The sequence below is a fragment of the Enterobacter cloacae complex sp. 302F9 genome (genome assembly GCF_050030335.1).
GTDB lineage: Bacteria > Pseudomonadota > Gammaproteobacteria > Enterobacterales > Enterobacteriaceae > Enterobacter > Enterobacter hormaechei_C.
This window is the reverse complement of the sequence record NZ_JBLGUC010000001.1, coordinates 1,228,259-1,251,730: the sequence shown is the minus strand read 5'-3', so window position 1 is coordinate 1,251,730 and position 23,472 is coordinate 1,228,259. Positions and strand designations below refer to the sequence as shown.

Here is a 23,472-nt window from a genome sequence, read left to right as displayed (position 1 = left end):
GTCAGCGTTTTTGTATGTAAGTAATCGCCAGTGCCATCGCGAGCACCAGCCCTTTTATAATGTCCATGGCGTAATACGGCACGGAGAGCATCACCAGCCCGTTCGACAGCACGCCGAGGATCACCGCCCCCACCAGCGTGCCCAGCGCGTTCGGCTTGCCGGACCCGGCCAGCGAGAACCCGATCCACGCCGCCGCCACCGCATCCATCAGGTAGCCGCCCCCCGCATTCACCTGCGATGAACCGATACGCGAAGCCAGCAAAATTCCACCCAGTCCCGCCAGCAGCGAGGCGATCACGTAGGCCGCCACCTTGTAGCGCGTGGTGCGAATACCGGAGAGACGCGCGGCTTCCGGGTTGCCGCCAATGGCGTACATCCGGCGTCCGTGGGTGGTCAGCGACAGGCCAAGCTGCGCCAGAATCGTCACCACCAGCATGACGATCACAATGGTCGGCACCTGCCCCAGCAGGCTGAACGCCGCCGGAATGGTCCCTTCCGCCATGTCGCCGCTCGGCAGCACCATGTTCTCGGTAATCGACCCGCCGTAGCTGTAGGTCATCGCCACGCCCTGGATGACAAACAGGCTGGCAAGGGTTGCGAGCATGTCCGGAATGCGCAGGATGACGATCAGAAAGGCGTTAAACAGACCGACCAGCGTGCAGAGCGCAAGGGTCAGCAGAATCGACTCGGTGGTGCCGAAGCCGTGCCAGACGAAAAGCGAAATCACCAGCGCGTTCGCCAGCGACGCGGTTGACCCCACCGAGAGATCGAACCCGCCGACGGTCAGCGAAATCGAGACGCCGATGGCAATCACCGTCACGATGGCAATCGAGCGCAGAATGTTGATGATGTTGTTCGGATCGAGGAAGCTGTCCGACGCCAGGCCAAACACCGCCACCAGCGCGACGACGGTCAGCAGCATGCCCCACCTGTAGAGAAAATCGAAAATCTGCTGACGGCCAGACGCCGCCGCATTCACTGAAAGGGCCTTGCTCACGACGCCGTTCCTCCGGTTGAATAATAAAGTAGTGTCTCTTCCCGGGCCTCGGCCCCGGCGATTTCCGCCACGATGCGCCCGTCCCACAGTACGCAGATGCGGTCGCACAGCCCGACCAGCTCGGCGAACTCGCCCGAGGCGTAAATCACCCCTTTGCCCTCGCGCGCCAGGCCGTCGATCAGCTGAAACAGATCGGTTTTGGCCTTCACGTCCACGCCTTTGGTCGGCTCGTCGAATATCAGCACGCTGGCGTCATTGCGCAGCCATTTGCCGATGGCGACCTTCTGCTGGTTACCGCCGGAAAGCCGACGCAGCACCTGCCCCGGCCCGCGCGTGCGCACACCGACGCGGGCAATCACCTCTTCTGCCCAGCGCCACGCCTGACGATGACCAAACAGGCTCCAGCGCGAGAAGCTGTTATCGGCGCACACGGCAAGGTTCATGCTCACCGGCTCGTCGATAAAAATGCCCTCTTTGCGCCGCTCCTCCGGCACCAGCGCCAGACCGCGCAGTACCGAGTCTGCCGGATCGCGCGGTTTCCAGGCCTGATGGTTCAGCTCGCCGCGCGCGACGCGGCTTTTGCTGGCGCCAAACAGCGCCTTGCAGAGTTCCGTTTTCCCCGCCCCCGCCAGCCCGGCAATGCCAAGGATTTCACCTTTGCGCAGGTGCAGGGAGATATCTTTCAGCAGCGCATCGTCGTGCAGCCCTTCCACCCGCAGCAGCGTCTCCTCACCGTGCGGCGGGCGCGGGGGCGGATAGATATCGCTCAGCTCGTGGCCGAGCATCTTCTCAACAATCGCTTCGCCGCTCAGATCCGCCATCGGGCCGGACTCAATCAGCCTGCCGTCGCGCAGCACCGTCAGGGTGTCGCAGATGGCCTTCAGCTCGTGAATGCGGTGAGAGATAAACACCACGCCGATACCCTGCTGTTGCAGACGTCTTACTACCGCAAACAGACGCTCACTCTCGTGCGCGTCCAGCGGCGCGGTGGGCTCATCAAGAATGAGAAAACGGCAGTGGTGCGAGAGCGCCCGCGCCAGCAAAATCTGCTGTTTTTCAGCCAGCGTGCAACTGTCGATGGAGCGGCGTACGTCGAGCGAAACATCCAGCTGCGCCAGTGCCTGCCGCGCCTGCTGACGAACCGCGCGCCAGCTGTAGCGGTGCCCCGGATGCGCCAGCTGGTCGAGCATGATGTTTTCGGCAATGCTTAACCCGGGGATGAGCGCCACATCCACCTCCTGCTGCACAAGGTGGATACCCAGCCGTTTGGCGTCCAGCGGCTCGCGGATACTTACCGGCTGGTTGTTAATGCAGATTTCGCCTTCATAACGATCGTGCGTCCCGCACAGCACCGCCATCAGCGTCGATTTCCCCGCGCCGTTGGCGCCGGTCAGCGCATGCACCGACCCGCCGTTCAGGGTGAAATCCACGCGCGACAGGGCCTGAAAGCCGGAAAAGGCCAGGCTGATACCGCGCATCTCAAGGCGACTGGAAACCATCCGCGTAAATCCTTCATTACTCTTCTGATTTAGCGAATTTTTCACAGCTCTTGTTGACTGACAACGACGTAAAAGGCATAAGTTAAAGCAAAATATTATTAGCCATCCGGATGTCCAGACATAACATCGGGTTAGCGCTTGCTAAAAAAGGACAACTTCATGAGCAACACCGATATCCGCGTCGTGCCCGGCCCGGCGAACTACTTCTCTCATCCGGGAAGCCTTGCCCACCTGGATGATTTCTTTACTCCGGAACAGCTTTCCCGCGCGGTGTGGATCTACGGCGAGCGGGCAATCGAGGGCGCACGCCCTTATCTGCCGCAGAGTTTTAACGCGACGGGGGCAAAACATCTGCTGTTTAAGGGCCATTGCAGCGAGAGTGACGTCACCCATCTGGTGAACGAGTCTGGTAGTGAAACCAGCGTGGTGATTGGCGTGGGCGGCGGTGCGGTAATGGATACCGTCAAGGCCGTGGCGCGTCGTCTGGGCGTGCCGTTCGTAGGCATTCCCACTATCGCCGCCACCTGCGCGGCGTGGACCCCGCTCTCCGTCTGGTACAACGATGCCGGTCAGGCGCTACAGTTTGAGATTTTTGACGACGCCAACTTTCTGGTGCTGGTGGAGCCGCAGATCATCCTTAACGCCCCGGCGGAATATCTGCTGGCGGGCATCGGCGATACGCTGGCGAAGTGGTACGAAGCGGCGGTGCTCGCCCCTCAACCTGATAGTCTGCCGCTGACCGTGCGTCTTGGCCTGAACGGTGCGCTGGCGATCCGTGACGTGCTGCTGGAACGCAGCGAAGAGGCGCTTGCGGATCAGCAGCGCGGCGAACAGACGCAGGCGTTCCGGGACGTGGTGGATGCGATTATTGCCGGAGGCGGAATGGTCGGCGGTCTGGGTGAGCGCTATACCCGCGTGGCGGCGGCGCACGCGGTGCACAACGGCTTAACCGTGCTGCCGCAGACGGAAAAATACCTGCACGGCACCAAGGTGGCCTACGGCATTCTGGTGCAGAGCGCCCTGCTCGGTCAGGACGACGTGCTGGCGCAGCTGGTGGCGGCGTACCAGCGCTTCAATCTGCCGACCACGCTTCGCGAGCTGGACGTCGATATTCACAACCGCGACGAGCTGGATAAGGTCATTGCCCACACCCTGCGCCCGGTGGAGTCGATTCATCTTCTGCCGGTTACGTTAACGCCTGAGGTTCTGCGCGCCGCGTTTGAGAAGGTGGAATCCTTCAGCCGTTAATCGCGCCGACGGACTATACCTAATGATGATTCTCTCCACTCTCGTAACGAGGTCATCATGCAGATCGATTTAACAGGTAAAAAGGCGCTGGTTACCGGCGCCAGTCGTGGGCTGGGTCGGGCGATTGCGCTGTCGCTGGCACGCGCCGGTGCCGATGTGGTTATCACCTACGAAAAATCCGTCGATAAAGCCCAGCAGGTTGTCGATGAGATCAACGCGCTGGGGCGACACGGCGAGGCGATTCAGGCCGACAGCGCCAGCGCGCAGGCGATTCAGGATGCGGTCACGCAGGCGGCGCGCTCCCTCGGCGGGCTGGATATTCTGGTCAATAACGCCGGGATTGCGCGCGGCGGCCCGCTGGAGTCCATGACCCTGGCGGACATCGACGCTCTGATGAACGTCAACATCCGCGGCGTGGTGATCGCCATTCAGGAAGCGCTGGTGCACATGTCTGACGGCGGTCGCATCATCAACATCGGTAGCTGTCTGGCGAACCGCGTGGCACAGCCGGGGATCGCCGTCTACTCGATGACCAAGTCTGCCCTTAATTCCCTCACCCGAGGTCTGGCCCGCGATTTAGGCCCGCGCGGCATTACCGTCAACCTGGTGCACCCCGGCCCGACCAACAGCGATATGAACCCGGAAGACGGCGAACAGGCTGACTCTCAGCGTCAGCTTATTGCCCTGGGCCATTACGGCCAGCCGGAGGATATCGCAGCGGCGGTCACCTTCCTCGCCAGCCCGGCTGCGGGGCAAATTTCCGGCACCGGTCTGGATGTCGACGGCGGTCTGAACGCCTGATCGCAAATTTACTGTATGCCTCTGTCGCCCGGCAGAGGCCTGTTCGAGCCGCCTCGACGATTCGCGTTTTGCCGCTTTCTCGCGGTTTTTCTCCGCTCTACAGTACCCCATAAGAAATTCGGAATTTATCTAATAGTCTTATTATTTCCTTATAATTTGTGTGGGCGTACAGTGGAGGTACGGATGAAGATTGTCTGGTCAAAGAATGCAAAGAAAGAGTTTTCCAAAATCGATGGCCGATATCAGCGAAGAATCAAAGCAAAACTTGCTGAGCTGGACGATCGCTCAGCTCCCCGGCCCGATATCAAAAAAATATCGGCAACAGAAAATCATTTCCGGCTACGCGTTGGCGATTACCGCATTCTGATTACACTTCGGGACGATCCCGATAACCATTGTTATGTTTTGGCCGTCAAGCGCAGAACATCAACGACCTACCTTCACGAGGAGAAAGCCCCCTATGGCTGTTCAGCTAATTAAGGACGATGACGGAAAAGCGCAGTACGTCGTTATTCCCTATGATGAATACTTTCGTATGTGCTTACAGATGGCAGAAATTGACGACGAAACCGATGATGATCTAGAGGATATTGAAGTCGAACACGATTGTTATGATGACGTAGGATTACCTGGTGAAGTATGCGACATCATGCATAGCGAGAACGTCAGCCTACAGGCCGCCTGGCGCATTTTACGCGGCATGTCCCAGCAGGAGGTGGCGGAGAAGCTTGACATCAGCCAGTCCGCCGTATCACAGCTTGAGGCGCTGGACTCCCGACCGCAAAAGCGCACCCGCGAAAAGCTGGCGGCAATTTACGGCTGTAAACAGGAGCAGATCAGCCTCTATTTACCAAAAGAGGGTTAACAGCACTTCGCCCCGCCCTTGCCGCCGTAGCGGGCGTCCTGACGGTCGCGGAAAAATTCTTCGTAGGTCATGGGCGTCTGGTCCGGGTGGTTGACGCGCATATGCTCGACGTAGTTGTCGTAATCCGGCACGCCAATCATCATTTTAGCGGCCTGGCCCAGGTATTTACCTGCTTTGGAAAGGGTGTCGAACATAGTTCTGATCTCACAGGAAATGTAGGCCGGGTAAGGCGAAGCCGCCACCCGGCACACGGGTTAATGCGCCCCTTTCGCCTGGGTGACAATCTCGTCCAGGTTCTCAGGCATTGGCTCATACGGCGTCTCTTTCGCCGTCGGTTTGTCGACTTTCAACGCCGCCAGCGCGGTTTTCAGAGAATACAACGCCAGCACCACAACCACCACCATAAAGAAGATGGTCAGCCCGGCGTCCAGACGGTTGTTAAACACCAGCTGCGACAGTTGAGATTCGGTGTACTGTGCCGGGATCTTACCGCTGTCGATCATCGCCTGGAACTTGTTGGCGATCGCCAGGAAGCCCACCTTATTGTCCGGGCTGAAGGCTTTCTGCCAGCCCGCGGTCAGGGTACAGATCAGCAGCCACGCCGTTGGCACCAGCGCCACCCATGCGTAACGCTGGCGCTTCATCTTGAACAGGACTACGGCACAGAGCATCAGGGCCATGCCCGCCAGCATCTGGTTGGCGATACCGAACAGCGGCCACAGGGTGTTAATCCCGCCCAGCGGATCGACCACGCCCTGATGCAGGAAGTAGCCCCACGCCAGCACGCACAGCGCCGTCGCCAGCAGGTTAGCCGGGAGTGAATCGGTACGCTTCAGGTTCGGGGAGATCACCCCCAGCAGATCCTGCAACATAAAGCGCGCCGCACGCGTACCGGCATCCACCGCCGTCAGAATAAACAGCGCCTCGAACAGAATGGCGAAGTGATACCAGAACGAGACATCCATCAGCCCGCCCAGCGCGCCGTGCAGAATGTAGGCCATGCCCACCGCCAGCGTTGGCGCCCCGCCTGCGCGGGAGATAATTGACTGCTCGCCGACCTCATTAGCGATATGCGTCAACGTTTCAGGGGTAATCGCAAAGCCCCAGCCGCTGACCACCTGCGCGGCAGAGGCAACCACGTCAACGGTGCCGGCCGGGGCCAGTACCGCCATTGGGCTGTTCATCGCAAAGTAAACGCCCGGGTCAATAATACAGGCCGAAACCAGCGCCATAATCGCCACGAAGGATTCCATCAGCATGCCGCCGTAGCCAATCAGGCAGGCCTGATTTTCATTCGCCAGCATCTTCGGCGTGGTTCCGGAGGCGATCAGCGCGTGGAAGCCCGACACCGCGCCGCAGGCGATGGTGATAAACAGGAACGGGAACAGGTTGCCGGTCCAGACCGGGCCGGTGCCGTCAATAAATTTGGTCAGCGCAGGCATGGTCAGGGTCGGGCGCATAATCAGAATGCCGATCGCCAGCCCGACGATGGTGCCGATTTTCAGGAAGGTGGAGAGGTAGTCACGCGGGGCCAGCAGCAGCCATACCGGCAGCACCGCCGCCACGAAGCCATAGCCCACCAGCATCCAGGTCAGTTGCACGCCGGTGAAGTCGAAGAACGGCGCCCAGGTCGGGCTTTCCGCTACCCAGCCGCCGGAGATAATGGCAAACACCAGGAACACCAGGCCAATAACTGAAACTTCACCAATGCGCCCCGGACGCAGATAGCGGATATAGATCCCCATAAACAGCGCCAGCGGAATGGTGAAGGCGACGGTATAGGTTCCCCACGGGCTGTGGGTCAAGGCTTTCACCACGATCATCGCCAGCACCGCGAGGATGATCACCATGATCATAAAGGTCGCCACCAGCGCAATCACCCCGGCGGTTGCGCCCATCTCCTCTTTCACCAGCTCACCCAGCGAACGACCGTCGCGGCGGGTGGAGACGAACAGCACCATGAAGTCCTGCACCGCGCCCGCCAGCACCACCCCCGCGAGGATCCAGATCATCCCTGGCAGGTAGCCCATCTGCGCGGCCAGTACCGGCCCCACCAGCGGGCCTGCCCCGGCAATCGCCGCGAAATGGTGACCGAACAGCACTTTTTTATCGGTCGGCACGTAGTCCAGACCGTCGTTATGACGCACGGCCGGCGTCATGCGCGTGCCGTCTACGCCCAGTACCGTCTTAGCGATATAGCGGCCATAAAAACGGTATGCGATCAGATAAATGCAGACGGAGGCGACGACGATCCACAGCGCGTTGATCTGCTCCCCCCGGTTGAGGGCGATATAGCCCAGGGCAAAGGCTCCCACCACGGAGAGCACCGCCCACGTAAGGTATTTCCCTGAGTTGTTCATAGTTGTTGTCCGTTGTTGTGAAACAGTGAGATGTTACATTTTGTTTCTAGAACAACGGATAAAATTTAACAACTTTGAAACGCAATAATGCGTGGTCAAACCAGAGATTTACACCACAGTGTTAAGCCGATCACTTTCAGCTGAATGACTTACCCCAACACCATCGTACTCAACCGACAGGTACAGCACCGCCGCCCCTGCTCGTCGAACACCACGATCTCCCAGCTCTGGCTGGAACGGCCCAGATGCAGCGGCTGACACACGCCGCGTACCTTACCGTGAGAGACCGCGCGGTGGTGCGTGGCATTCAGTTCCGTGCCCACCACGTTCTGCCCGTCACGGGTCATCAGAAAACCGGCCATTGAGCCCAGCGTTTCCGCCAGCGCCGCCGAGGCGCCGCCATGCAGCAGGCCAAACGGCTGGTGGGTGCGGGCATCCACCGGCATCTCTGCTTCCAGCGTATCGTCCCCGAGGCGGGTATAGACGATGCCAAGGTGCCCCACCATCGTATTCAGGCTGGTGGCGTTCAGCTCCTCGAGCGTTAAATGACGTTTCCAGATCATTACGCCCCCAGCGTGGAACCGCCGTCCACCACGATATCCTGCAAGGTGATATGGCTGGCGGCATCGGATGCCAGGAACAGCACGGTCGCAGCAATCTCCTGTGGACGGGCAATTTTACCGAGAGGAATGCCGAGCTTGAACTGCTCACCAAAGCCGCGAATGCGCCGCTGTTCCGCATCATCGCTGGTCCACAGGGTGCGCTGCATGTCGGTATCCGTTGAACCCGGCGACACCAGGTTACAGCGTACGCCGCTGCCCGCCAGTTCCAGCCCGACGGTCAGCGCCAGGCTTTTCAGCGCCGCTTTCGACGCGCCGTAGGCGCTCATGCCGATGCGCGGCGTGTGCGCCGCGTCAGAGGCCACCGTCACAATCGCCCCCCCCTGCTGATGACGGAACTGGCCCATCGTCTGCTGGAACAGGTTGAACGCGCCGCCGACGTTGACCGCAAAGGTCTGCTGCCAGTCCTCCTGCGAGAGCTGATCCGTCGCGCCCATACGCAGAATGCCCGCCGCGTTAACCAGCACATCGAGCCGCTCAAGGCTGCTGAGCAAACGCCCGCAGACGTCACTCGCCTGCGCCGCATCCGCCACGTCCAGCGTTTCGGTGGCAAACGGATATTCGCCGTGAGGGAAAGCCAGATCGAACCCGGTCACCTGCGCCCCGGCCTCCACAAATGCCAGCGCGGTCGCATAACCAATGCCCTTACCCGCGCCCGTCACCCAGACCGTTTTACCGGTGAAATCAAAAGCCATCACTTCACCTCGCGGGAGAGCAGCGCCCACCAGGCATCGAGGGTCGGATTTTTTGCCAGCATCACGAAATCAATGTCGCCGTGCACTTTGCGCCAGCGGGCGGCCAGCGCCATCATGCGCACTGAATCCAGACCGTAGTCGATCAGGTTTTCGTCATCCATCGGCTCGTCGGACTCGTCCAGCAGCGGCAGGATCAGCTCACGCAGCGCGGCTTTCGTTGTCGGAACGGACGGCAGCAGTTCGTCGGTCATCACCACGCGGCCCGAACGTCCTGCCACATATTTCAGCGACATCAGGTGCTCGTCGCGGGTGAAATCCGCCAGCGCGTCGGCGATAAAGAACGGTTTGATGTCGCGCATAAAGGCGTCGGTGGCGGTGGTCATGCAGCCGATGTGGGCGTACACGCCGGTGATCAAAAGCTGGTTGCGCCCGGTCTCTTTAAGCATCTGCTCCAGCGGCGAGCGGTGAAACGCGCTGTAGCGCCACTTCACCAGCACGGTGTCCGCTTCGTCCGGGGTCAGCTCAGCGACGATGCGCTGCTGCTCCGGCGAGCGAGTCAGGCCCGGCCCCCACATATCGTTCAGCAGGGCGCGGTCTTCGTCGCTCTGATCTTTCGGCTGCGCGGTGTAGTACACCGGAATATTGTGCTCTTTGCAGTACGCGCGCAGTTTAGCGATGTTCGCCACTACCTGCTGCATCATGTCGCTATTTTCGCCCCAGAAGTTCAGGAAATACTCCTGCATATCGTGGATCAGCAGCGCGGCGCGCTCCGGTTCAAACGCCCAGTTCACTTTACTGGTCGGCAGTTCGGCGGCGGTTGGCAGCGCGTATGCGGTTAATTTTGGAATGGCCATTCTCTGTTCCTCAGCCCCGGGCGCGTTCAGCAAACCACAGGCGCAACTGTTTCTTATCAACTTTGCCGACCGGCGTGAGCGGAAGCGCATCCACGCTCTCCACGCGGTCCGGCAGCTTAAATTCGGCGACGCCCTGCTCGCGCAGGAAGCGGCGCACCTCCACCGCGCGCAGGGGCTGTTTCACCACCAGGTACGCGCAGCTTTTTTCGCCCAGCAGGCTGTCCTCCATGCTCACCAGCGCGGCGTGGATCACCGCGTCGTGGCGCAGCAGCAGGTTTTCGATCTCTTCGGCGGCGATCTTCTCGCCACCGCGGTTGATCTGATCTTTCTCGCGCCCCTGCACGGTGATGTAACCCTGCTCATCGATGGCGATCAGATCGCCCGAGCAGTAGAAACCGTTGGCATCAAAGGCGCTGGCGTTGTGTTCCGGGCTATTGAAATAGCCGCGGAAGGTGTAAGGGCCGCGCGTCATCAGACGCCCGACTTCCCCGCGCGGCAGCGGGTTGCCGTCCTCGTCCGCCACCCACACTTCATCGTCCGGGCACATCGGGCGGCCCTGGGTATTGATGATGCGCTCCGGCGCATCGTCGAGGGCGGTGTAGTTCACCAGCCCTTCCGCCATGCCAAACACCTGCTGAAGCTGGCAGCCAATTTCCGCCGGAATACGTGCCGCAAGCGTGGCGGAGAGACGTGCGCCGCCTACCTGGAGCAGTTCGAGGGATTTCAGCTGGGCGTTCCCCGCGCCGTCGGCAATCGCCTGCAACCACAGGCTGACCGCGGGCGGCACCAGTGAGGTGACGTTTATCTGATGCTGCTCAATCAGCGGGAAGCAGAGCGTGGCGCTCGGATCGTTAGCCAGCACCACGCAGCCGCCCGCCGTGAAAACGCCTAACGATCCCGGCGAGCTCATGGCGTAGTTATGCGCCGCGGGAAGCGCGTTCAGATAGCGGGTGTGCGCAGTGATACCGCAGATTTCGTTGCTGCGACGGATGCTGTAGTCGTAGTCGTTGTGCGTACGCGGGATCAGCTTCGGCGTGCCGGTGCTGCCGCCGGAGAGCTGGAAGAACGCCACTTCGTCGGCGGGCGTCGGGTTCGGGATGAAATTGTCCGCCGGGCGTGCAATCGCCGCCTCCAGCGCGTGTTCGCCCTTATCGCCGCGTAGCAGCACAACGCGTACCGAGCGATGCGCATCCACAAAGGTATTGAGAAAATCATCACCCGCGAACAGCGTGTGGTCGCGATCGGCAATCAGCACGGCGGGTTTGATCTGCTCCGCGTAGGCGTTGAGTTCGCTGCGCTGATGGCTAAAGAGCGCGTTGACCGGTGCGACGCCGATTTGCAGCAGCGCGAAGAAGGTGATGTAGAACTCGGCCACGTTGCCGAGCTGCACCAGCGCTGTCTCACCGCGATGCAGCCCCTGCGCCTGAAGGACAGACGCCAGATTCGTCACCGCCTGATTAAACGCGCGGTAGGTGATGCGGCGATCGCCGTCAATTATCGCGACCGCATCGTTGTCCGCATGGTCCGTCAGGATGTGGGTCAGCGGCAGATCCTGCCAGTAGCCTTTTTCACGGTAGCGGCGGGCAAAATCCTCAGGCCAGCGGGTAAAAGGGATGGTCATGAGTATTCCTTAGTGCAAACCAAACACGTTGAGCATGGTGGAGAGCTTCACGCCCGTCTCGCGCCACTCGCCCACCGGGGAGGAAGCAGGCACAATACCCGCGCCGGCAAACAGGCGAACGGTATTTTGATGCAGCCGCGCGCAGCGGATAGTTACCACCCACTCGCCGTTACCTTCGCTGTCGCACCAGCCGACGATGCCGCCGAACAGCTCACGATCGAACGGCTCCAGCTCGGCAATCAGCTCTTTTGCCGCCTGATGCGGGAAGCCGCTCAGCGCTGGCGTCGGGTGCAGCAGACAGGCCAGCGTCAGGGCGTTCTCGTTTTCACGCGCGTCACCTTCTACCGGCGTCGCCAGATGCCACAGCGTCGGGGTGGTGATGAGCTGCGGGGAAGCCGGCATGGTCAGATGATGGCTGCGCGGTTCCAGAATGGTTTTCATCGCCTGCGTTACCAGGTCGTGCTCGTGACGGTCTTTTTCGGAGGCCAGCAGCTTAGTGCCCGCTTCGCGATCCAGCACATCGTCCGGCTGACGGCGCGCAGAGCCCGCCAGCGGCAGCGAGCTAAAGTGCGCGCCCTCTTTACGCAGCAGCAGTTCCGGGCTGGCGCCCAGCAGCACGCCGCCGTCTTCCAGCGGTACGTGGAAGTTAAAGCTCGCCGGGTTCTGGGCGATAAGACGCTCCATCAGCGCGCTGCTATCAATCTGTTTGTCGGTGGCGATATCAATCAGGCGCGACAGCACCACCTTATTCACCTGCGGCGTGGCGGTGAGCGACGCGGCGCGGGCGACCATCTCCTCGAAAACCGGCTGCGGCGGGATCTCGGTGCGTTGTTGCACATTCAGCGTCTGCGCGCCGGAGGCGTAGCGTGCGGACTGCTGACGCGCCGGGCGAGAGAAGGTTTGCCAGCGTTGCGGAATAAACAGCGATGACGGTTTGCGGGTATCGAAGGGGATCGCCCCTACCATCACCGGATGGGCAATGCCGCTGTTTTTCGCATTCTGGAAAGCCTGAGCTAATTTCTGCTGAAAGGGGCCCGCCGGATCGTCACCGCCGACGGCGGGTTCAGAAAAACGGGCAAAACAGCCTGACGTGGTAAAACTGCGATAGGGCGACATAAAGAAAAAGCTGTCTGATTGCAGCGTGGTCGCGGTGTGCTGAAGGTCCTCAGCCAATGACGTATCCATATCATCCTCCTAAAATGATAAAAGCAGTAATAATGATTATCATTTATATTTTCGTCGGCTAACCTAATCCCACATCGCCCTGGTGTCAACCGCAGAGCAAACAACTTGTGCGACTAACGCTTGCATACCTTCCCCGCAATCATGAAAATGAGAAGCATTAACTTCAACAAAAACAGGATGCCGCTCTGTGAAACTCCCTGCCGTTTGCCGTAATGCCTTTCTTTTAACAGGACTTTTTGTTTTAGGACTAACCTCAGCGACGGCCGCCGACTGGCCGCGTCAGGTCACAGACAGCCGCGGCGTACATACGCTTGAGAGCAAACCGACGCGCATTGTCTCCACCAGCGTGACCCTAACCGGCTCCCTGCTGGCCATTGACGCCCCGGTTATTGCCAGCGGAGCCACCACGCCAAACAACCGCGTGGCGGATGCACAGGGCTTTTTACGTCAGTGGGGCGATATCGCGAAACAGCGTAAGGTTGCCCGGCTGTACATCGGCGAGCCGAGCGCCGAAGCGGTCGCGGCCCAGATGCCGGACCTGATTTTGATCAGCGCCACCGGCGGGGATTCCGCGCTGGCGCTCTACGATCAGCTTTCCGCCATCGCCCCGACGCTTATCATTAACTACGACGACAAAAGCTGGCAGGAACTGCTGACCCAGCTGGGGACGATCACCGGGCAGGAAACACAGGCCGCAGAGCGCATCGCTGCCTTCGATAAACAGCTCGCCCAGGTGAAGCAGCAGATGAAGCTGCCGCCGCAGCCGGTGAACGCCATCGTCTACACCGCCGCGGCGCACACGGCGAACCTGTGGACGACAGACTCGGCTCAGGGCAAGCTGCTGCACCAGCTGGGCTTCACGCTGGCGGCGTTACCTGATGGATTGCACACCTCGCAAAGCCAGGGCAAGCGTCACGACATTATTCAGCTGGGCGGGGAAAACCTGGCGACGGGGCTGAACGGCGAAGGGCTGTTCGTGTTTGCCGGCGACCAGAAAGACGTGGACGCGATTTACGCCAATCCGCTGCTGGCGCATCTGCCGTCGGTCAAGAACAAGCGCGTCTGGGCGCTGGGAACGGAGACGTTCCGCCTGGATTATTACAGCGCGTTGTTGGTGTTGCAGCGTTTGAATTCAATTTTTAAATAAGTGGCACGTTTCCCGTAGGCCCGGTAAGCGCAGCGCCACCGGGCGTTTTGTCGGGTGGCGGCTACGCCTTACCCGACCTACAGGTTCTGCCTGAACCGACGCAACTCCACCAAAACCGCCAATAAAATTACGCCAACCACGGCTAACACAAACCCGCTGCTGCTCGCCGACGCCACCGGGGTCATTATCGCCCCCAGCCCGCCGAGGATCGCTGCGCCAATCGCATCGCCCGTGACGTTCTGCGCCGTCCACAGGCCGTTAATGCGCCCGAGCATCCCTTCCGGCGTCTGGGTCTGGATCAGGGTGTACTGTAAAAGAGAGCTGACCGCGCTCAGCCAGCCAAAAATCACCAGACACATCACCCCCAGCGCCCACACCGGCATCAGGCTGAAGAAACCAATCGCGATAAACGAGGCCAGCGTCGCCACCAGCATGATTAACCCCGGTCTCGCGCTCTGCGCCAGATTTCCGCTGGTCAGCGCCCCGCACGCGGCGCCGAGCGGAATGGCGGCGTACAGCACCCCAATCTCTGAGGCGCTCATCTGCCACTCGCCCGCCAGCGCCGGGTACAACACGCGCACGGCGCTCGCCATCGTCAGCAGGCCGCCGAGCAGCGCAATGCCGCCAATCAGCGGGTTGCTGAACAGAAAACGAATCGCGGCCATCAGGGACTTCAGCGGATGCTCGCGCGGCTGCGGCGGCGGTGGCAGGAGCGGCAGACGCAGCAGCGTCAGGGTGGTGATAAAGGTTCCCGCCGCGGCAAGGCCGTAGTTCCACGCCACGTTGCCGGTCGCCAGCAGCAGGCCGCCGACCATCGGCGAATTCACCGATCCCAGACGCACGGTGAGCATGGTGATCGCCCCCGCCTGCATCAGGTTCTCGCGCCCGACCAGCGCGGGCGTGGCCGCCAGCAGCGCCGTCACGCCTAACGAGGCAAAAAAGCCGTCCCACAGGCCCAGGGCATAAATCGCCATCAGCGACGGCTCCGGCAGCATTGCGTTCAGACACAGCCCGACAAAGCCCACCCCGCAGGTGCCGCGCGCCAGCAGGATCAGTTTTTTACGCTCGTAGCGGTCCGCCAGCACGCCGCCCACCATCAGGCCGATAAACATCGCCCCGCCGGTTAAGGTGACGGATAACCCCACCAGCCAGCTGGAGTGGGTCATGGTCTGGATCTGTACCGGCACGGCGACCCCGAGCAGGCCGAGGGATAAAATGGAGATAAAGCGGGCGATAAAAACCGCTCGAAACGCCGGGTGCGTTTTCAGCAGGCTGAGGTTGAGCAGCCAGGATTTTTGATTCATGACAAGGCCTTGAGGTATCGGTCTACCATTTCCATGGGCGCACATGCTAACATAGCCAAATAAGATAGATAACGATAATTACTATCATTATCACATCATGGACGTTGCTATGTCGTTTTCCTCTTCCGCGGTGCGCGCCGTAGCCGTGCCCGTTTTATTGCTGCTGTTGATCCTTGCGATTGCACTCAGTTTGCTGGTTGGCGCGAAGCCGCTGCCCGCGTCCGTTATTGTCGATGCGCTCTCCGGTACCTGCCAGAGCGCCGACTGCATTATCGTGCTCGACGCCCGCCTGCCCCGCACCCTTGCCGGCCTGCTGGCCGGTGGCGCACTCGGGCTTGCCGGTGCCCTGATGCAAACCCTCACCCGCAACCCGCTGGCGGACCCTGGCATTCTCGGCGTGAACTCTGGTGCCAGTTTCGCCATTGTGCTCGGCGCGGCGCTGTTTGGTTTCACCTCTCCGTCTGAACAGCTGGTGATGGCCTTCTGCGGCGCGCTGGCCGCCTCGCTGGTGGTGGCCTTTACCGGCAGCCAGGGCGGCGGACAGCTCAGCCCGGTACGTCTGACACTGGCGGGCGTGGCGCTCGCGGCGGTGCTGGAAGGCTTATCGAACGGCATCGCCCTGCTCAACCCGGACGTGTATGACCAGCTGCGCTTCTGGCAGGCCGGTTCGCTGGATATCCGTACCCTTGATACCCTGAAAGTGGTGGCATTCCCGGTGTTTATCTCTGCCGCCGTAGCGCTGTGTTTAAGCCGGGCGCTCAACAGCCTGAGCCTCGGCAGCGACACCGCGACCGCCCTCGGCAACCGCGTGGCGCGCACGCAGCTGACGGGCCTGCTTGTCATCACCGTGCTGTGCGGCAGCGCGACCGCCGTCGTCGGGCCGATTGCCTTTATCGGCCTGATGATGCCGCACATGGCGCGCTGGCTGGTGGGGGCGGATCACCGCTGGTCACTGCCGGTCACGCTGCTGGCGACCCCTGCCCTGCTGCTGTTTGCCGACGTACTGGGCCGCCTGCTGGTGCCGGGTGAATTGCGCGTCTCGGTGGTCAGCGCCTTTATCGGCGCGCCGGTGCTGATCTTCCTGGTACGACGCAGACGCGGGGGTGGCGCATGATGGCCCCGTCCCGTCGATTACTCACCAGCGTCGCCCTGCTGGTCGTCGCCAGTCTGCTGCTGGCGGTCTGGAGCCTGCAAAGCGGTGCCGTAACGCTTGATTTCGCGCAGGTCTTTCATGCTCTCACCGGCAGCGCGCCGCGTAACATCACCATGGTGGTCACCGAATGGCGACTGCCGCGCGTGGCGATGGCGATCCTGGTTGGCGCGGCGCTCGGCGTCAGCGGCGCAATATTCCAGTCGCTGATGCGTAACCCCCTCGGCAGCCCGGACGTGATGGGCCTGAATACCGGCGCGTGGAGCGGCGTGCTGGTGGCGATGGTGCTGTTCGGGCAGCATCTCATGGCCATTACCTTTACGGCGATGGCGGGCGGCATTCTCACCTCCCTGCTTATCTGGGCCCTGGCCTGGCGCAACGGCATCGACACCTTCCGCCTGATCATCATCGGGATCGGCATCCGCGCGATGCTGATGGCGTTTAACACCTGGCTTCTGCTACAGGCGTCGCTGGAAACCGCACTCTCCGCCGGGCTGTGGTACGCCGGTTCCCTCAACGGTCTGACGTGGGGAAAAACCTGGCCCGCCGCGCCGCTGATTATCCTGATGTTTATTGGCGCGTTGCTGCTGGTCAGGCGCATGCGCCTGCTGGAGATGGGCGACGACAGCGCCTGCGCGCTGGGCGTGAGCGTAGAGCGCTCGCGCCTGATGCTGATGCTGGTGGCGGTCTTGCTGACCGCAGCGTCTACCGCCATCGCCGGGCCGATCTCGTTTATTGCCCTTGTCGCGCCGCATATCGCGCGGCGACTTAGCGGCACCGCGCGCTGGGGATTAACCCAGGCAGCGCTGTGCGGCGCAGTATTACTGCTGGCCGCCGATCTCTGCGCTCAGCAGCTGTTTACGCCTTATCAACTGCCGGTGGGCGTGGTGACCGTCAGCCTCGGCGGGATTTACCTCATCGTCTTGCTCGTTCAGGAGTCACGCAAGAAATGACAGATTCAACACCCCGCTTGCGCGGCGAAAACTTGACCCTCGGCTACGGTAAAAAAATCATTGCCCGGGACTTATCCGTTGCCATTCCGGACGGCCACTTCACCGCCATCATCGGGCCAAACGGCTGCGGCAAATCGACATTGCTGCGCACGCTGAGCCGCCTGATGTCGCCGGTTGAGGGCAGCGTGTTCCTCGACGGGGAGCAGATCCAGCGCTTCGCCAGCAAAGAGGTGGCGCGCCGAATTGGGCTGCTGGCGCAAAACGCCACCACGCCGGGGGATATTACCGTGCAGGAGCTGGTCTCCCGCGGGCGCTATCCGCACCAGCCGCTGTTTACCCGCTGGCGCAAGGAGGACGACGAGGCCGTGAAGCGCGCGATGCAGGCGACGGGCATCACCGATCTGGCCCAGCAAAGCGTCGATACCCTCTCCGGCGGACAGCGCCAGCGCGCGTGGATCGCGATGGTGCTGGCGCAGGAGACCTCCATCATGCTGCTGGACGAGCCGACGACCTGGCTGGATATCAGCCATCAGATTGACCTGCTGGAGCTGCTGAGCGAACTGAACCGTACGCAGGGGTACACTCTGGCGGCAGTGCTGCACGACTTAAACCAGGCGTGCCGCTACGCTACGCATTTGATTGCGCTGCGCGACGGCGAGATTGTGGCGCAGGGCGCGCCGAAGGAAATTGTGACGCCGGATCTGATCGCGCGGATCTACGGCATGCGCTGCATGATTATTGAGGATCCGGTGGAGGGTACGCCGTTGGTGGTGCCGTTGGGTCGGCGGTAATTGCCGGGTGGCGGCTACGCCTTACCCGGCCTACATTCAGCTCCCGTAGGCCCGGTAAGCGCAGCGCCACCGGGCATTTGCACTATCCAAAAATTTCCTTCAGTACCGGCCCAATCTTTTCAAACGCCTGCGGTGAAATGATATCCACGTGGGCGCAGTCCTGGCTGTACACCTCCAGCTCATCCACCCACGGCGCCCACGCGGCCTGCGGATCCAGGGTTCGCGTTCGCTCGGCGACAAACAGCGTCGCTTTACCGTCAAACCGCGCGCTGTGCGCCGTGGTGAGCAGCCGCACCGCGTCCGCATAGTTGCCTTCAATGGCGTTAAACAACTCGCTGGAGCCCTGCCCCTGCTGGGCGGCAATAAACGCCTGACGTTCGCGCTCAATTTCCGCCAGCACCTCCGGATCAAGACCGTTGGCCTCTTTCTCCGCCCAGTTCTGGGTTTCCGGCGGCCAGGTATCCAGCAGGCCGAGGAACGCTACGTCTTCACCCTGCTCGCGCAGACGCGCCGCAATGCCCTGCGCCAGCGTGCCGCCGAGGGAATAGCCGAACAGATAATACGGCCCCTGCGGCTGTTGCTTACGCAACGTGTTCAGATGATGTTCGATCACCGCATCGAGATCCGCACACTGCTGCATCGGCCCGTCAGGCCGGGGAGACTGAATGCCGACGATTGACCAGCGCGGGCTGAGGTAGCGCGCCAGGACGCTAAACTGCCAGGCAAAGCCGGACGCCGGATGGAAGCAGAACAGCGTGGGGCCGTTGCTTTCACGCAGCGGGAGAACGGTTTCATACCCCAGACGCTGCGCCTGCTCGTCGCTCATCTGCGAGTCCAGCAGGGCGCTAAGCTTGCTCACCGTCGAGGCGACCATAATCTGCCCCGGCGTGACCTTGCGGCTGAACGCACGGCTGAGCTGAGCCGCAAGGCGCATCGCCAGCAGCGAGTGGCCGCCGAGGGCAAAGAAATCGGCCTCGATATCGTTCACCGCGCAGCCCAGCAGGGCAGAAAACGCCTGCGCCACGGTGACTTCAGTTTGCGTCTCGGGCGCGCGACCGGAAGTTTTGCTGGTCAGCTCCGGCAGCGGCAGCGCCTTGCGATCCAGCTTGCCGTTGGCGCTTAACGGCAGCGCGCTGATTTGCAGCAGCACCACCGGCACCATATGCGGCGGCAGCTGGGCTTTGAGTGATGCAAGCAGCGCGTCGCGATCCAGCGGTAAGCCGGATTCGGAGACAACGTATCCCACCAGCTGGCGGGCATCGCCGCCCGTGGCAGCCGCCTGGTTGAACACGCAGGCGTGCGCCACCGCCTGGGCCACATCCGGCAGCGCGAGCATCGCCCGGTCGATTTCGCCCAGCTCGATGCGCTGGCCGCGGATTTTCAGCTGATCGTCGCTGCGGCCCAGATATTCCACCGCGCCGTTGTCCAGCCAGCGGGCAACGTCCCCGGTGCGGTACATTCGCTCGCCGGGGGCAAACGGATCGGCGATAAAGCGGCTGGCGGTAAGGTCGGGGCGTCCCAGATACCCCTGCGCCAGCTGAATGCCGGTGAGATACAGATCCCCCGCCACGCCGAACGGCACCGGGCGCATCATCGCGTCCAGAATGCGCAGCCCCGTGTTCCACACCGGGAAGCCGATCGGCACACTGTTGCCTTCCACCGCCGCCAGCTCGGGGCCGTACGCCGGATACCAGCTGACATCCACCGCCGCTTCGGTCGGGCCATAGAGGTTGTGCAGCGGCGCATGGGTGAGCTGTTCCCACTCGCGACACAGCGCAGTCGGCAACGCCTCGCCGCTACAGAACACCTGCTTCAGCGTCCTGCAACAGTCGACGTTTTCCGGCGTCAGCGAGGCGACGAACGCCGCCAGCATCGACGGCACGAAGTGGGTGGTGGTCACGCCGTACTGCGCGAAGAAACTCTGCATTGCCTGCGGATCGCGGTGCGCGTCCGGCTCGGCCATCACCAGCTTCGCCCCGGCGATAAACGGCCACCAGAACTCCCACACCGACACGTCAAAGCTGCACGGCGTTTTCTGCGCCACCACGTCATGCGCCGCCAGTGGATAATGATCCTGCATCCACTTCAGGCGGTTAACGATGGCGGTATGGCCGACCATCACCCCTTTTGGACGCCCCGTCGAACCGGAGGTAAAGATGATGTACGCGGTCTGCTCCGGCTTCGCCAGGCGCAGAGGTTCAGCATCGGTGGCCGGTAATAGTGTGTTGTAACTAAAGGTGGCGATCGGCAGATCGTTAAAGCGCGGAAGCTGCTCGTCGGTGGTAATGAGCAGCGACGGCTTCGCGTCCTCCAGCATCATCCGCAGACGGTCATCCGGGTAACCGGTATCCAGCGGCAGCCAGGCGGCGCCAGCTTCAACAATCCCGTGCAGCGCCAGGGTCAGGAACACCGAGCGCGGGAGCGCCACCGCCACGCTGTCGCCCGGCTTCACGCCGCGCGCGCGCAGCAGGTTTGCCAGCGCGACCACCTGCTCGCGCATCTGGCGGTAGTTCAGTTCAGTATGGGCATCCGCCAGCGCGGGGGCGTCCGGCGTTTTGCTCGCCTGCTCCGCCACAAGATCCGCCAGCGTGGTGGACGGCAGCGCCAGCCCGGTATCGTTGATGCGCGCCAGCCGGGCGTACTCCTGCTCTGAAACGGTTTCCACGTCGCCACAGCGCAGGTCCGGATTGGCGGCAAACTGCGTCAGCATTGCGTTCAGGCGCGCCGCGTGCCCCTTCAGCGTCGCCTCGTCGTAACGCTGCCCGTTGGCGAGGATCTCAATGCTCAGTCCGCCCTGCTCGTCCGGGAACAGCGCCAGCTCCAGATCGTTCACCGGGCCGGTTGCCAGCGTGTGGGTAATGGCCTCCACGCCGTCGATATTCAGCTGATAATCGAACACCTTGACGTTCAGCACCGGACCAAACAGGGCTTCATCGCCTGCGGCACGTCCGCTGTCGCGCACGATCTGCTCGGCGTCGTAACGCTGATGGCGGCGCATCTTTTTCAGCTGGTTCGCCAGGCGCAGCGCCAGTTCCGGCAGGCTCTCCTGCGGGCGAATATTCACCGCCAGCGGCAGGACGTTGAGCACCGGTCCGGTCGCGGTCAGCGCGGCGGAGCCCATACGGCGCATAAAGATAAACCCGGCGGCGTAGTCCAGCCGTCCGGTCAGGCGGCCCAGCCACAGCGCCACCAGCGCAAGGGCCAGATCGGTACGCTGCGCCTGGCCTGCCTTCTGTGCAAGCTGGCTGAACGCACGGCCGTCCATCGCAATTTTCAGGCGCAGGATACCGGTGGTGGCGGCGCGTCCCGGCAGCGGCGCGGAAGAGAGCGAGACCGGAGAAGGAAGCTGTTTGCGTTGTTCGGCCCAGAAAGCACCGTCGCGCTGATACGCCTCGCTGTCGCGATAGCGCTGATACTCCTCCACCACCTCGGCGAACGGGGTGAACGGCGAGGCCAGCGTGGATTCACCTTTCTGCCACGCAGCGTAAATGGCGGCGATCTGACGGGTAATAGCCGGGAAGCTGAAGCCATCTACCACCAGATGATGATACCGCTGATACCAGTACCAGTGGCTTTCTCCCACCTGGATCAGCTGGTGAAACGCCAGCGGCTGACCGCTGTCGACGCGCAGGTTCTGGTTGAGATCGGCCTCCATCAGCGCCACGGCGGCGTCGTGGGAGTCAACGCGCACGATGGACGGCTCCGGCAGGAGCATGGCCTCATCGATCCACTGCCACACCTCACCGTTATCTTCGGCAAAACGCATCCGCAGGGTGTCGGCCTGCATCATGCCTTCAGCGATGGCTTTTGCCAGCAATGGCGCATCGATAGCGCCGTTCAGCTCGGTGTAGTGCGCGACGCTCCAGGCGTTTGGCAGGGAGGAAAGCTGCTCTGCCATCCAGATCCCCGGCTGGGCGGCGACAAGAGGGAGACGGTTCATGCGCGCTCCCCCGCAAAATAAGACGGCTCAAGCGACTGCCACTGTTCCGCCAGCCACTGCTGGCACGCCTCCTGAGATTGCGGTTCGCAGACCACGCGCCAGCCCGCGGGCAACTCGCACTGCTGCGGCCACAGGCTGTACTGCCCCTGGTCATTTTGCAAAATGGCGAACTGTCCCTGCGGATTATCGAAAGGATTGCTGAATTCCATACAGACTCCGTTATTGAATAAGCGGCTGCCAGAGGGTCATCAGCCCCTGCGTCAGCCCACCGCGCCAGCAAAGCGCATCGTGTCCGCCGTCAACCTGACGCCAGAAAACCGGTTGCTGAGTGTGTAGTTCGGCGAGGATCGCCTGGTTTGCGCGCAAAATAAGCGGCTCGTTGCGCCCGGCCTCAAGGACGATGCGCAGCCCGCGAGCGGTTTTGTCACCCGCTTTGAGTTGTTCGATGAGCAGCCCGTCCTGCTGCGCGCCGCGGTGCGGCCACCAGTAGGATCCGGACTGGCTGAGGATGCAGCCAAAACGCTGCGGCCAGTTGAGGCCCGCATAGAGGGAAGAGAGCCCGCCGAAGCTCTGACCCGCCACCACGGTATGGTCGGCGCGGTCGCTGAACGGGGCCATGCTTTTCACCTGCGGGAGAAGTTCGTCCTGCACCGCCAGCCAGAAATCAGGGTTACACGGCAGCTCGCGGCTGCGGTGTGCGGTGTCAATCACGTCGATTAAGACATAGACCGCAGGCGGCAGTTTGCCTTCAAGGGTGAGCGACGCCAGCGCAGGCCAGACGGGCATGCTTTCGGCCCAGAACTGCCCGTCGAGCAGCACCGCCAGCGGGCGCTCGGGGCTTTCATCCCCGGTGGTAAAAATCCACACGCGGCGACGGTTCTTCAGACGCGCGCTGTGCCACTCAATGCAGACAGGCTTTTTGTAAGGGGTATCGGGATGGTTCCAGCCGGGCTGTACGGGCGCCTCCGGCATCTCCAGCGCCGAGACGCCGTGCCCGCGCCCGCCGCGCCAGCTCTGGGCATTCAGCGGGTCGGACACCGCGTGCGGCAATAGTTTGCGCCAGCCTTCGCGCAGCGCCATGCGGTCCGGCTGATCGCCTTCAAACACTGCGCTGGCAAAATCGTTTTCATTGTCGGAGGGGATAAAACAGTAGCTGCCGCGCCATTCCGGGCTGAACTCGCCCTGCCACTGCCAGACGTCGGTATCCGGGATACGTTCAAGGGACTGCGGACGGGCATTTTGATGGTGATCGGTCACACCGGTGACGTAGAGCCAGACGCGTTTAACCGTCGACGTTTTCTGCGTTCCCGCCGGGTCCCGCCACCAGAATGTCACGCGATAGTTTTCCTGATGACGTTCCCGTTCCGGCCCGTCTTTCGCCTGCCACCACGCTTCACTTCCGGTTGTTAACGCCGTCACCCTTATAACCCCATGTTTAACAG

21 protein-coding genes are annotated in these 23,472 nt (G+C 61.8%); 8 read left to right on the top strand and 13 right to left on the bottom strand.

Annotation, left to right across the window (positions count from 1 at the left end; translation table 11 throughout):
- Position 1 precedes the first annotated feature (1 nt).
- Together ACQG0T_RS05895 and ACQG0T_RS05890 are read right to left on the bottom strand one after the other, a co-directional pair.
- Positions 2-997, bottom strand: coding sequence for an ABC transporter permease (locus ACQG0T_RS05895; RefSeq protein ID WP_032103096.1), 996 nt, complete (start codon positions 995-997; stop codon positions 2-4).
- Complete coding sequence (locus ACQG0T_RS05890; RefSeq protein ID WP_023296101.1) at positions 994-2,496, bottom strand: sugar ABC transporter ATP-binding protein; 1,503 nt, start codon at positions 2,494-2,496, stop codon at positions 994-996. Before ACQG0T_RS05890 ends, ACQG0T_RS05895 begins: the two co-directional genes overlap by 4 nt.
- A gap of 159 nt (positions 2,497-2,655) precedes the next feature.
- Here ACQG0T_RS05890 and ACQG0T_RS05885 point away from each other — a divergent pair, with 159 nt between their 5' ends.
- The 4 genes from ACQG0T_RS05885 to ACQG0T_RS05870 all read left to right on the top strand — a co-directional run bounded on the left by ACQG0T_RS05885 (position 2,656) and on the right by ACQG0T_RS05870 (position 5,410).
- A complete protein-coding gene (locus ACQG0T_RS05885) occupies positions 2,656-3,744 on the top strand; it encodes an oxidoreductase (protein ID WP_045907138.1) in 1,089 nt (362 codons plus the stop codon).
- Positions 3,745-3,801: 57 nt separating this feature from the next.
- Positions 3,802-4,545, top strand: coding sequence for an SDR family NAD(P)-dependent oxidoreductase (locus ACQG0T_RS05880; RefSeq protein WP_023303273.1), 744 nt, complete (start codon positions 3,802-3,804; stop codon positions 4,543-4,545).
- A gap of 183 nt (positions 4,546-4,728) precedes the next feature.
- Positions 4,729-5,025: a type II toxin-antitoxin system RelE family toxin gene (locus ACQG0T_RS05875; protein ID WP_023303272.1), complete on the top strand. Its 297-nt coding sequence runs from the start codon at positions 4,729-4,731 to the stop codon at positions 5,023-5,025.
- Positions 5,006-5,410 (top strand): helix-turn-helix domain-containing protein, encoded by a 405-nt coding sequence (locus tag ACQG0T_RS05870; RefSeq protein ID WP_023303271.1) that lies wholly within the window; start codon positions 5,006-5,008, stop codon positions 5,408-5,410. The genes ACQG0T_RS05875 and ACQG0T_RS05870 overlap by 20 nt, the downstream gene beginning before the upstream one ends.
- Here ACQG0T_RS05870 and ACQG0T_RS05865 read toward each other — a convergent pair.
- From ACQG0T_RS05865 to entC, 7 genes are all read right to left on the bottom strand, one after another.
- Positions 5,407-5,604, bottom strand: coding sequence for a YbdD/YjiX family protein (locus ACQG0T_RS05865; RefSeq protein WP_006809671.1), 198 nt, complete (start codon positions 5,602-5,604; stop codon positions 5,407-5,409). The two genes, ACQG0T_RS05870 and ACQG0T_RS05865, sit on opposite strands and share 4 nt — an antisense overlap.
- Positions 5,605-5,664: 60 nt before the next feature.
- Positions 5,665-7,770: a pyruvate/proton symporter CstA gene (gene cstA, locus ACQG0T_RS05860; protein WP_015571172.1), complete on the bottom strand. Its 2,106-nt coding sequence runs from the start codon at positions 7,768-7,770 to the stop codon at positions 5,665-5,667.
- A 149-nt stretch (positions 7,771-7,919) separates the two neighbouring features.
- Positions 7,920-8,333: a proofreading thioesterase EntH gene (entH, locus tag ACQG0T_RS05855; protein ID WP_015571173.1), complete on the bottom strand. Its 414-nt coding sequence runs from the start codon at positions 8,331-8,333 to the stop codon at positions 7,920-7,922.
- Positions 8,333-9,085 (bottom strand): 2,3-dihydro-2,3-dihydroxybenzoate dehydrogenase EntA, encoded by a 753-nt coding sequence (entA, locus tag ACQG0T_RS05850; protein WP_015571174.1) that lies wholly within the window; start codon positions 9,083-9,085, stop codon positions 8,333-8,335. Before entA ends, entH begins: the two co-directional genes overlap by 1 nt.
- Entirely contained in the window at positions 9,085-9,939 is an 855-nt protein-coding gene (locus ACQG0T_RS05845) for an isochorismatase (RefSeq protein ID WP_015571175.1), read from the bottom strand. The genes entA and ACQG0T_RS05845 overlap by 1 nt, the downstream gene beginning before the upstream one ends.
- Before the next feature lie 10 nt (positions 9,940-9,949).
- Complete coding sequence (gene entE, locus ACQG0T_RS05840) at positions 9,950-11,560, bottom strand: (2,3-dihydroxybenzoyl)adenylate synthase EntE (protein WP_039271370.1); 1,611 nt, start codon at positions 11,558-11,560, stop codon at positions 9,950-9,952.
- A gap of 9 nt (positions 11,561-11,569) precedes the next feature.
- Positions 11,570-12,745, bottom strand: a complete 1,176-nt coding sequence (gene entC / locus ACQG0T_RS05835) for an isochorismate synthase EntC (RefSeq protein WP_017382512.1) — start codon at positions 12,743-12,745, stop codon at positions 11,570-11,572.
- 187 nt (positions 12,746-12,932) lie between these two features.
- Here entC and fepB point away from each other — a divergent pair, with 187 nt between their 5' ends.
- Positions 12,933-13,892, top strand: coding sequence for a Fe2+-enterobactin ABC transporter substrate-binding protein (gene fepB, locus ACQG0T_RS05830; protein ID WP_032103091.1), 960 nt, complete (start codon positions 12,933-12,935; stop codon positions 13,890-13,892).
- A gap of 77 nt (positions 13,893-13,969) precedes the next feature.
- Here fepB and entS read toward each other — a convergent pair whose 3' ends face one another.
- Positions 13,970-15,196, bottom strand: a complete 1,227-nt coding sequence (gene entS / locus ACQG0T_RS05825) for an enterobactin transporter EntS (RefSeq protein WP_271040592.1) — start codon at positions 15,194-15,196, stop codon at positions 13,970-13,972.
- Positions 15,197-15,305: 109 nt separating this feature from the next.
- Here entS and fepD point away from each other — a divergent pair, with 109 nt between their 5' ends.
- The 3 genes from fepD to fepC are packed head-to-tail and all read left to right on the top strand — an operon-like array spanning position 15,306 to position 18,090.
- On the top strand, positions 15,306-16,310 hold the full coding sequence (fepD, locus tag ACQG0T_RS05820) for a Fe(3+)-siderophore ABC transporter permease (RefSeq protein ID WP_017382515.1): 1,005 nt from the start codon (positions 15,306-15,308) through the stop codon (positions 16,308-16,310).
- On the top strand, positions 16,310-17,299 hold the full coding sequence (fepG, locus tag ACQG0T_RS05815) for an iron-enterobactin ABC transporter permease (RefSeq protein WP_072203935.1): 990 nt from the start codon (positions 16,310-16,312) through the stop codon (positions 17,297-17,299). Before fepD ends, fepG begins: the two co-directional genes overlap by 1 nt.
- Positions 17,296-18,090, top strand: a complete 795-nt coding sequence (gene fepC, locus ACQG0T_RS05810) for an iron-enterobactin ABC transporter ATP-binding protein (protein ID WP_271040591.1) — start codon at positions 17,296-17,298, stop codon at positions 18,088-18,090. Before fepG ends, fepC begins: the two co-directional genes overlap by 4 nt.
- Positions 18,091-18,172: 82 nt before the next feature.
- Here the strand turns inward: fepC and entF are convergent, their stop codons facing one another.
- Genes entF through fes form a run of 3 tightly spaced genes read right to left on the bottom strand, consistent with a single transcriptional unit; the run spans position 18,173 to position 23,449 of the window.
- Positions 18,173-22,030, bottom strand: a complete 3,858-nt coding sequence (gene entF, locus ACQG0T_RS05805) for an enterobactin non-ribosomal peptide synthetase EntF (protein ID WP_271040590.1) — start codon at positions 22,028-22,030, stop codon at positions 18,173-18,175.
- The gene (locus ACQG0T_RS05800; protein WP_023303263.1) at positions 22,027-22,239 is read right to left on the bottom strand and encodes an MbtH family protein; all 213 of its coding nucleotides are present in this window, start codon (positions 22,237-22,239) and stop codon (positions 22,027-22,029) included. Before ACQG0T_RS05800 ends, entF begins: the two co-directional genes overlap by 4 nt.
- Before the next feature lie 10 nt (positions 22,240-22,249).
- Positions 22,250-23,449, bottom strand: coding sequence for an enterochelin esterase (gene fes / locus ACQG0T_RS05795; RefSeq protein ID WP_047734281.1), 1,200 nt, complete (start codon positions 23,447-23,449; stop codon positions 22,250-22,252).
- Positions 23,450-23,472: the final 23 nt, after the last annotated feature.

Excerpts from the sequence above, each read along its gene's own strand:
- ACQG0T_RS05800 (WP_023303263.1), bottom strand. The coding sequence starts at position 22,239 with ATGGAATTCAGCAATCCTTTCGATAATCCGCAGGGACAGTTCGCCATT.
- entC (WP_017382512.1), bottom strand. The coding sequence starts at position 12,745 with ATGGATACGTCATTGGCTGAGGACCTTCAGCACACCGCGACCACGCTG.
- ACQG0T_RS05885 (WP_045907138.1), top strand. The coding sequence starts at position 2,656 with ATGAGCAACACCGATATCCGCGTCGTGCCCGGCCCGGCGAACTACTTC.
- ACQG0T_RS05875 (WP_023303272.1), top strand. The coding sequence starts at position 4,729 with ATGAAGATTGTCTGGTCAAAGAATGCAAAGAAAGAGTTTTCCAAAATC.
- fepG (WP_072203935.1), top strand. The coding sequence starts at position 16,310 with ATGGCCCCGTCCCGTCGATTACTCACCAGCGTCGCCCTGCTGGTCGTC.
- entH (WP_015571173.1), bottom strand. The coding sequence starts at position 8,333 with ATGATCTGGAAACGTCATTTAACGCTCGAGGAGCTGAACGCCACCAGC.
- entS (WP_271040592.1), bottom strand. The coding sequence starts at position 15,196 with ATGAATCAAAAATCCTGGCTGCTCAACCTCAGCCTGCTGAAAACGCAC.
- entE (WP_039271370.1), bottom strand. The coding sequence starts at position 11,560 with ATGACCATCCCTTTTACCCGCTGGCCTGAGGATTTTGCCCGCCGCTAC.
- ACQG0T_RS05865 (WP_006809671.1), bottom strand. The coding sequence starts at position 5,604 with ATGTTCGACACCCTTTCCAAAGCAGGTAAATACCTGGGCCAGGCCGCT.
- fepC (WP_271040591.1), top strand. The coding sequence starts at position 17,296 with ATGACAGATTCAACACCCCGCTTGCGCGGCGAAAACTTGACCCTCGGC.
- ACQG0T_RS05845 (WP_015571175.1), bottom strand. The coding sequence starts at position 9,939 with ATGGCCATTCCAAAATTAACCGCATACGCGCTGCCAACCGCCGCCGAA.
- fepD (WP_017382515.1), top strand. The coding sequence starts at position 15,306 with ATGTCGTTTTCCTCTTCCGCGGTGCGCGCCGTAGCCGTGCCCGTTTTA.
- ACQG0T_RS05880 (WP_023303273.1), top strand. The coding sequence starts at position 3,802 with ATGCAGATCGATTTAACAGGTAAAAAGGCGCTGGTTACCGGCGCCAGT.
- entF (WP_271040590.1), bottom strand. The coding sequence starts at position 22,030 with ATGAACCGTCTCCCTCTTGTCGCCGCCCAGCCGGGGATCTGGATGGCA.
- cstA (WP_015571172.1), bottom strand. The coding sequence starts at position 7,770 with ATGAACAACTCAGGGAAATACCTTACGTGGGCGGTGCTCTCCGTGGTG.
- ACQG0T_RS05870 (WP_023303271.1), top strand. The coding sequence starts at position 5,006 with ATGGCTGTTCAGCTAATTAAGGACGATGACGGAAAAGCGCAGTACGTC.
- entA (WP_015571174.1), bottom strand. The coding sequence starts at position 9,085 with ATGGCTTTTGATTTCACCGGTAAAACGGTCTGGGTGACGGGCGCGGGT.
- ACQG0T_RS05890 (WP_023296101.1), bottom strand. The coding sequence starts at position 2,496 with ATGGTTTCCAGTCGCCTTGAGATGCGCGGTATCAGCCTGGCCTTTTCC.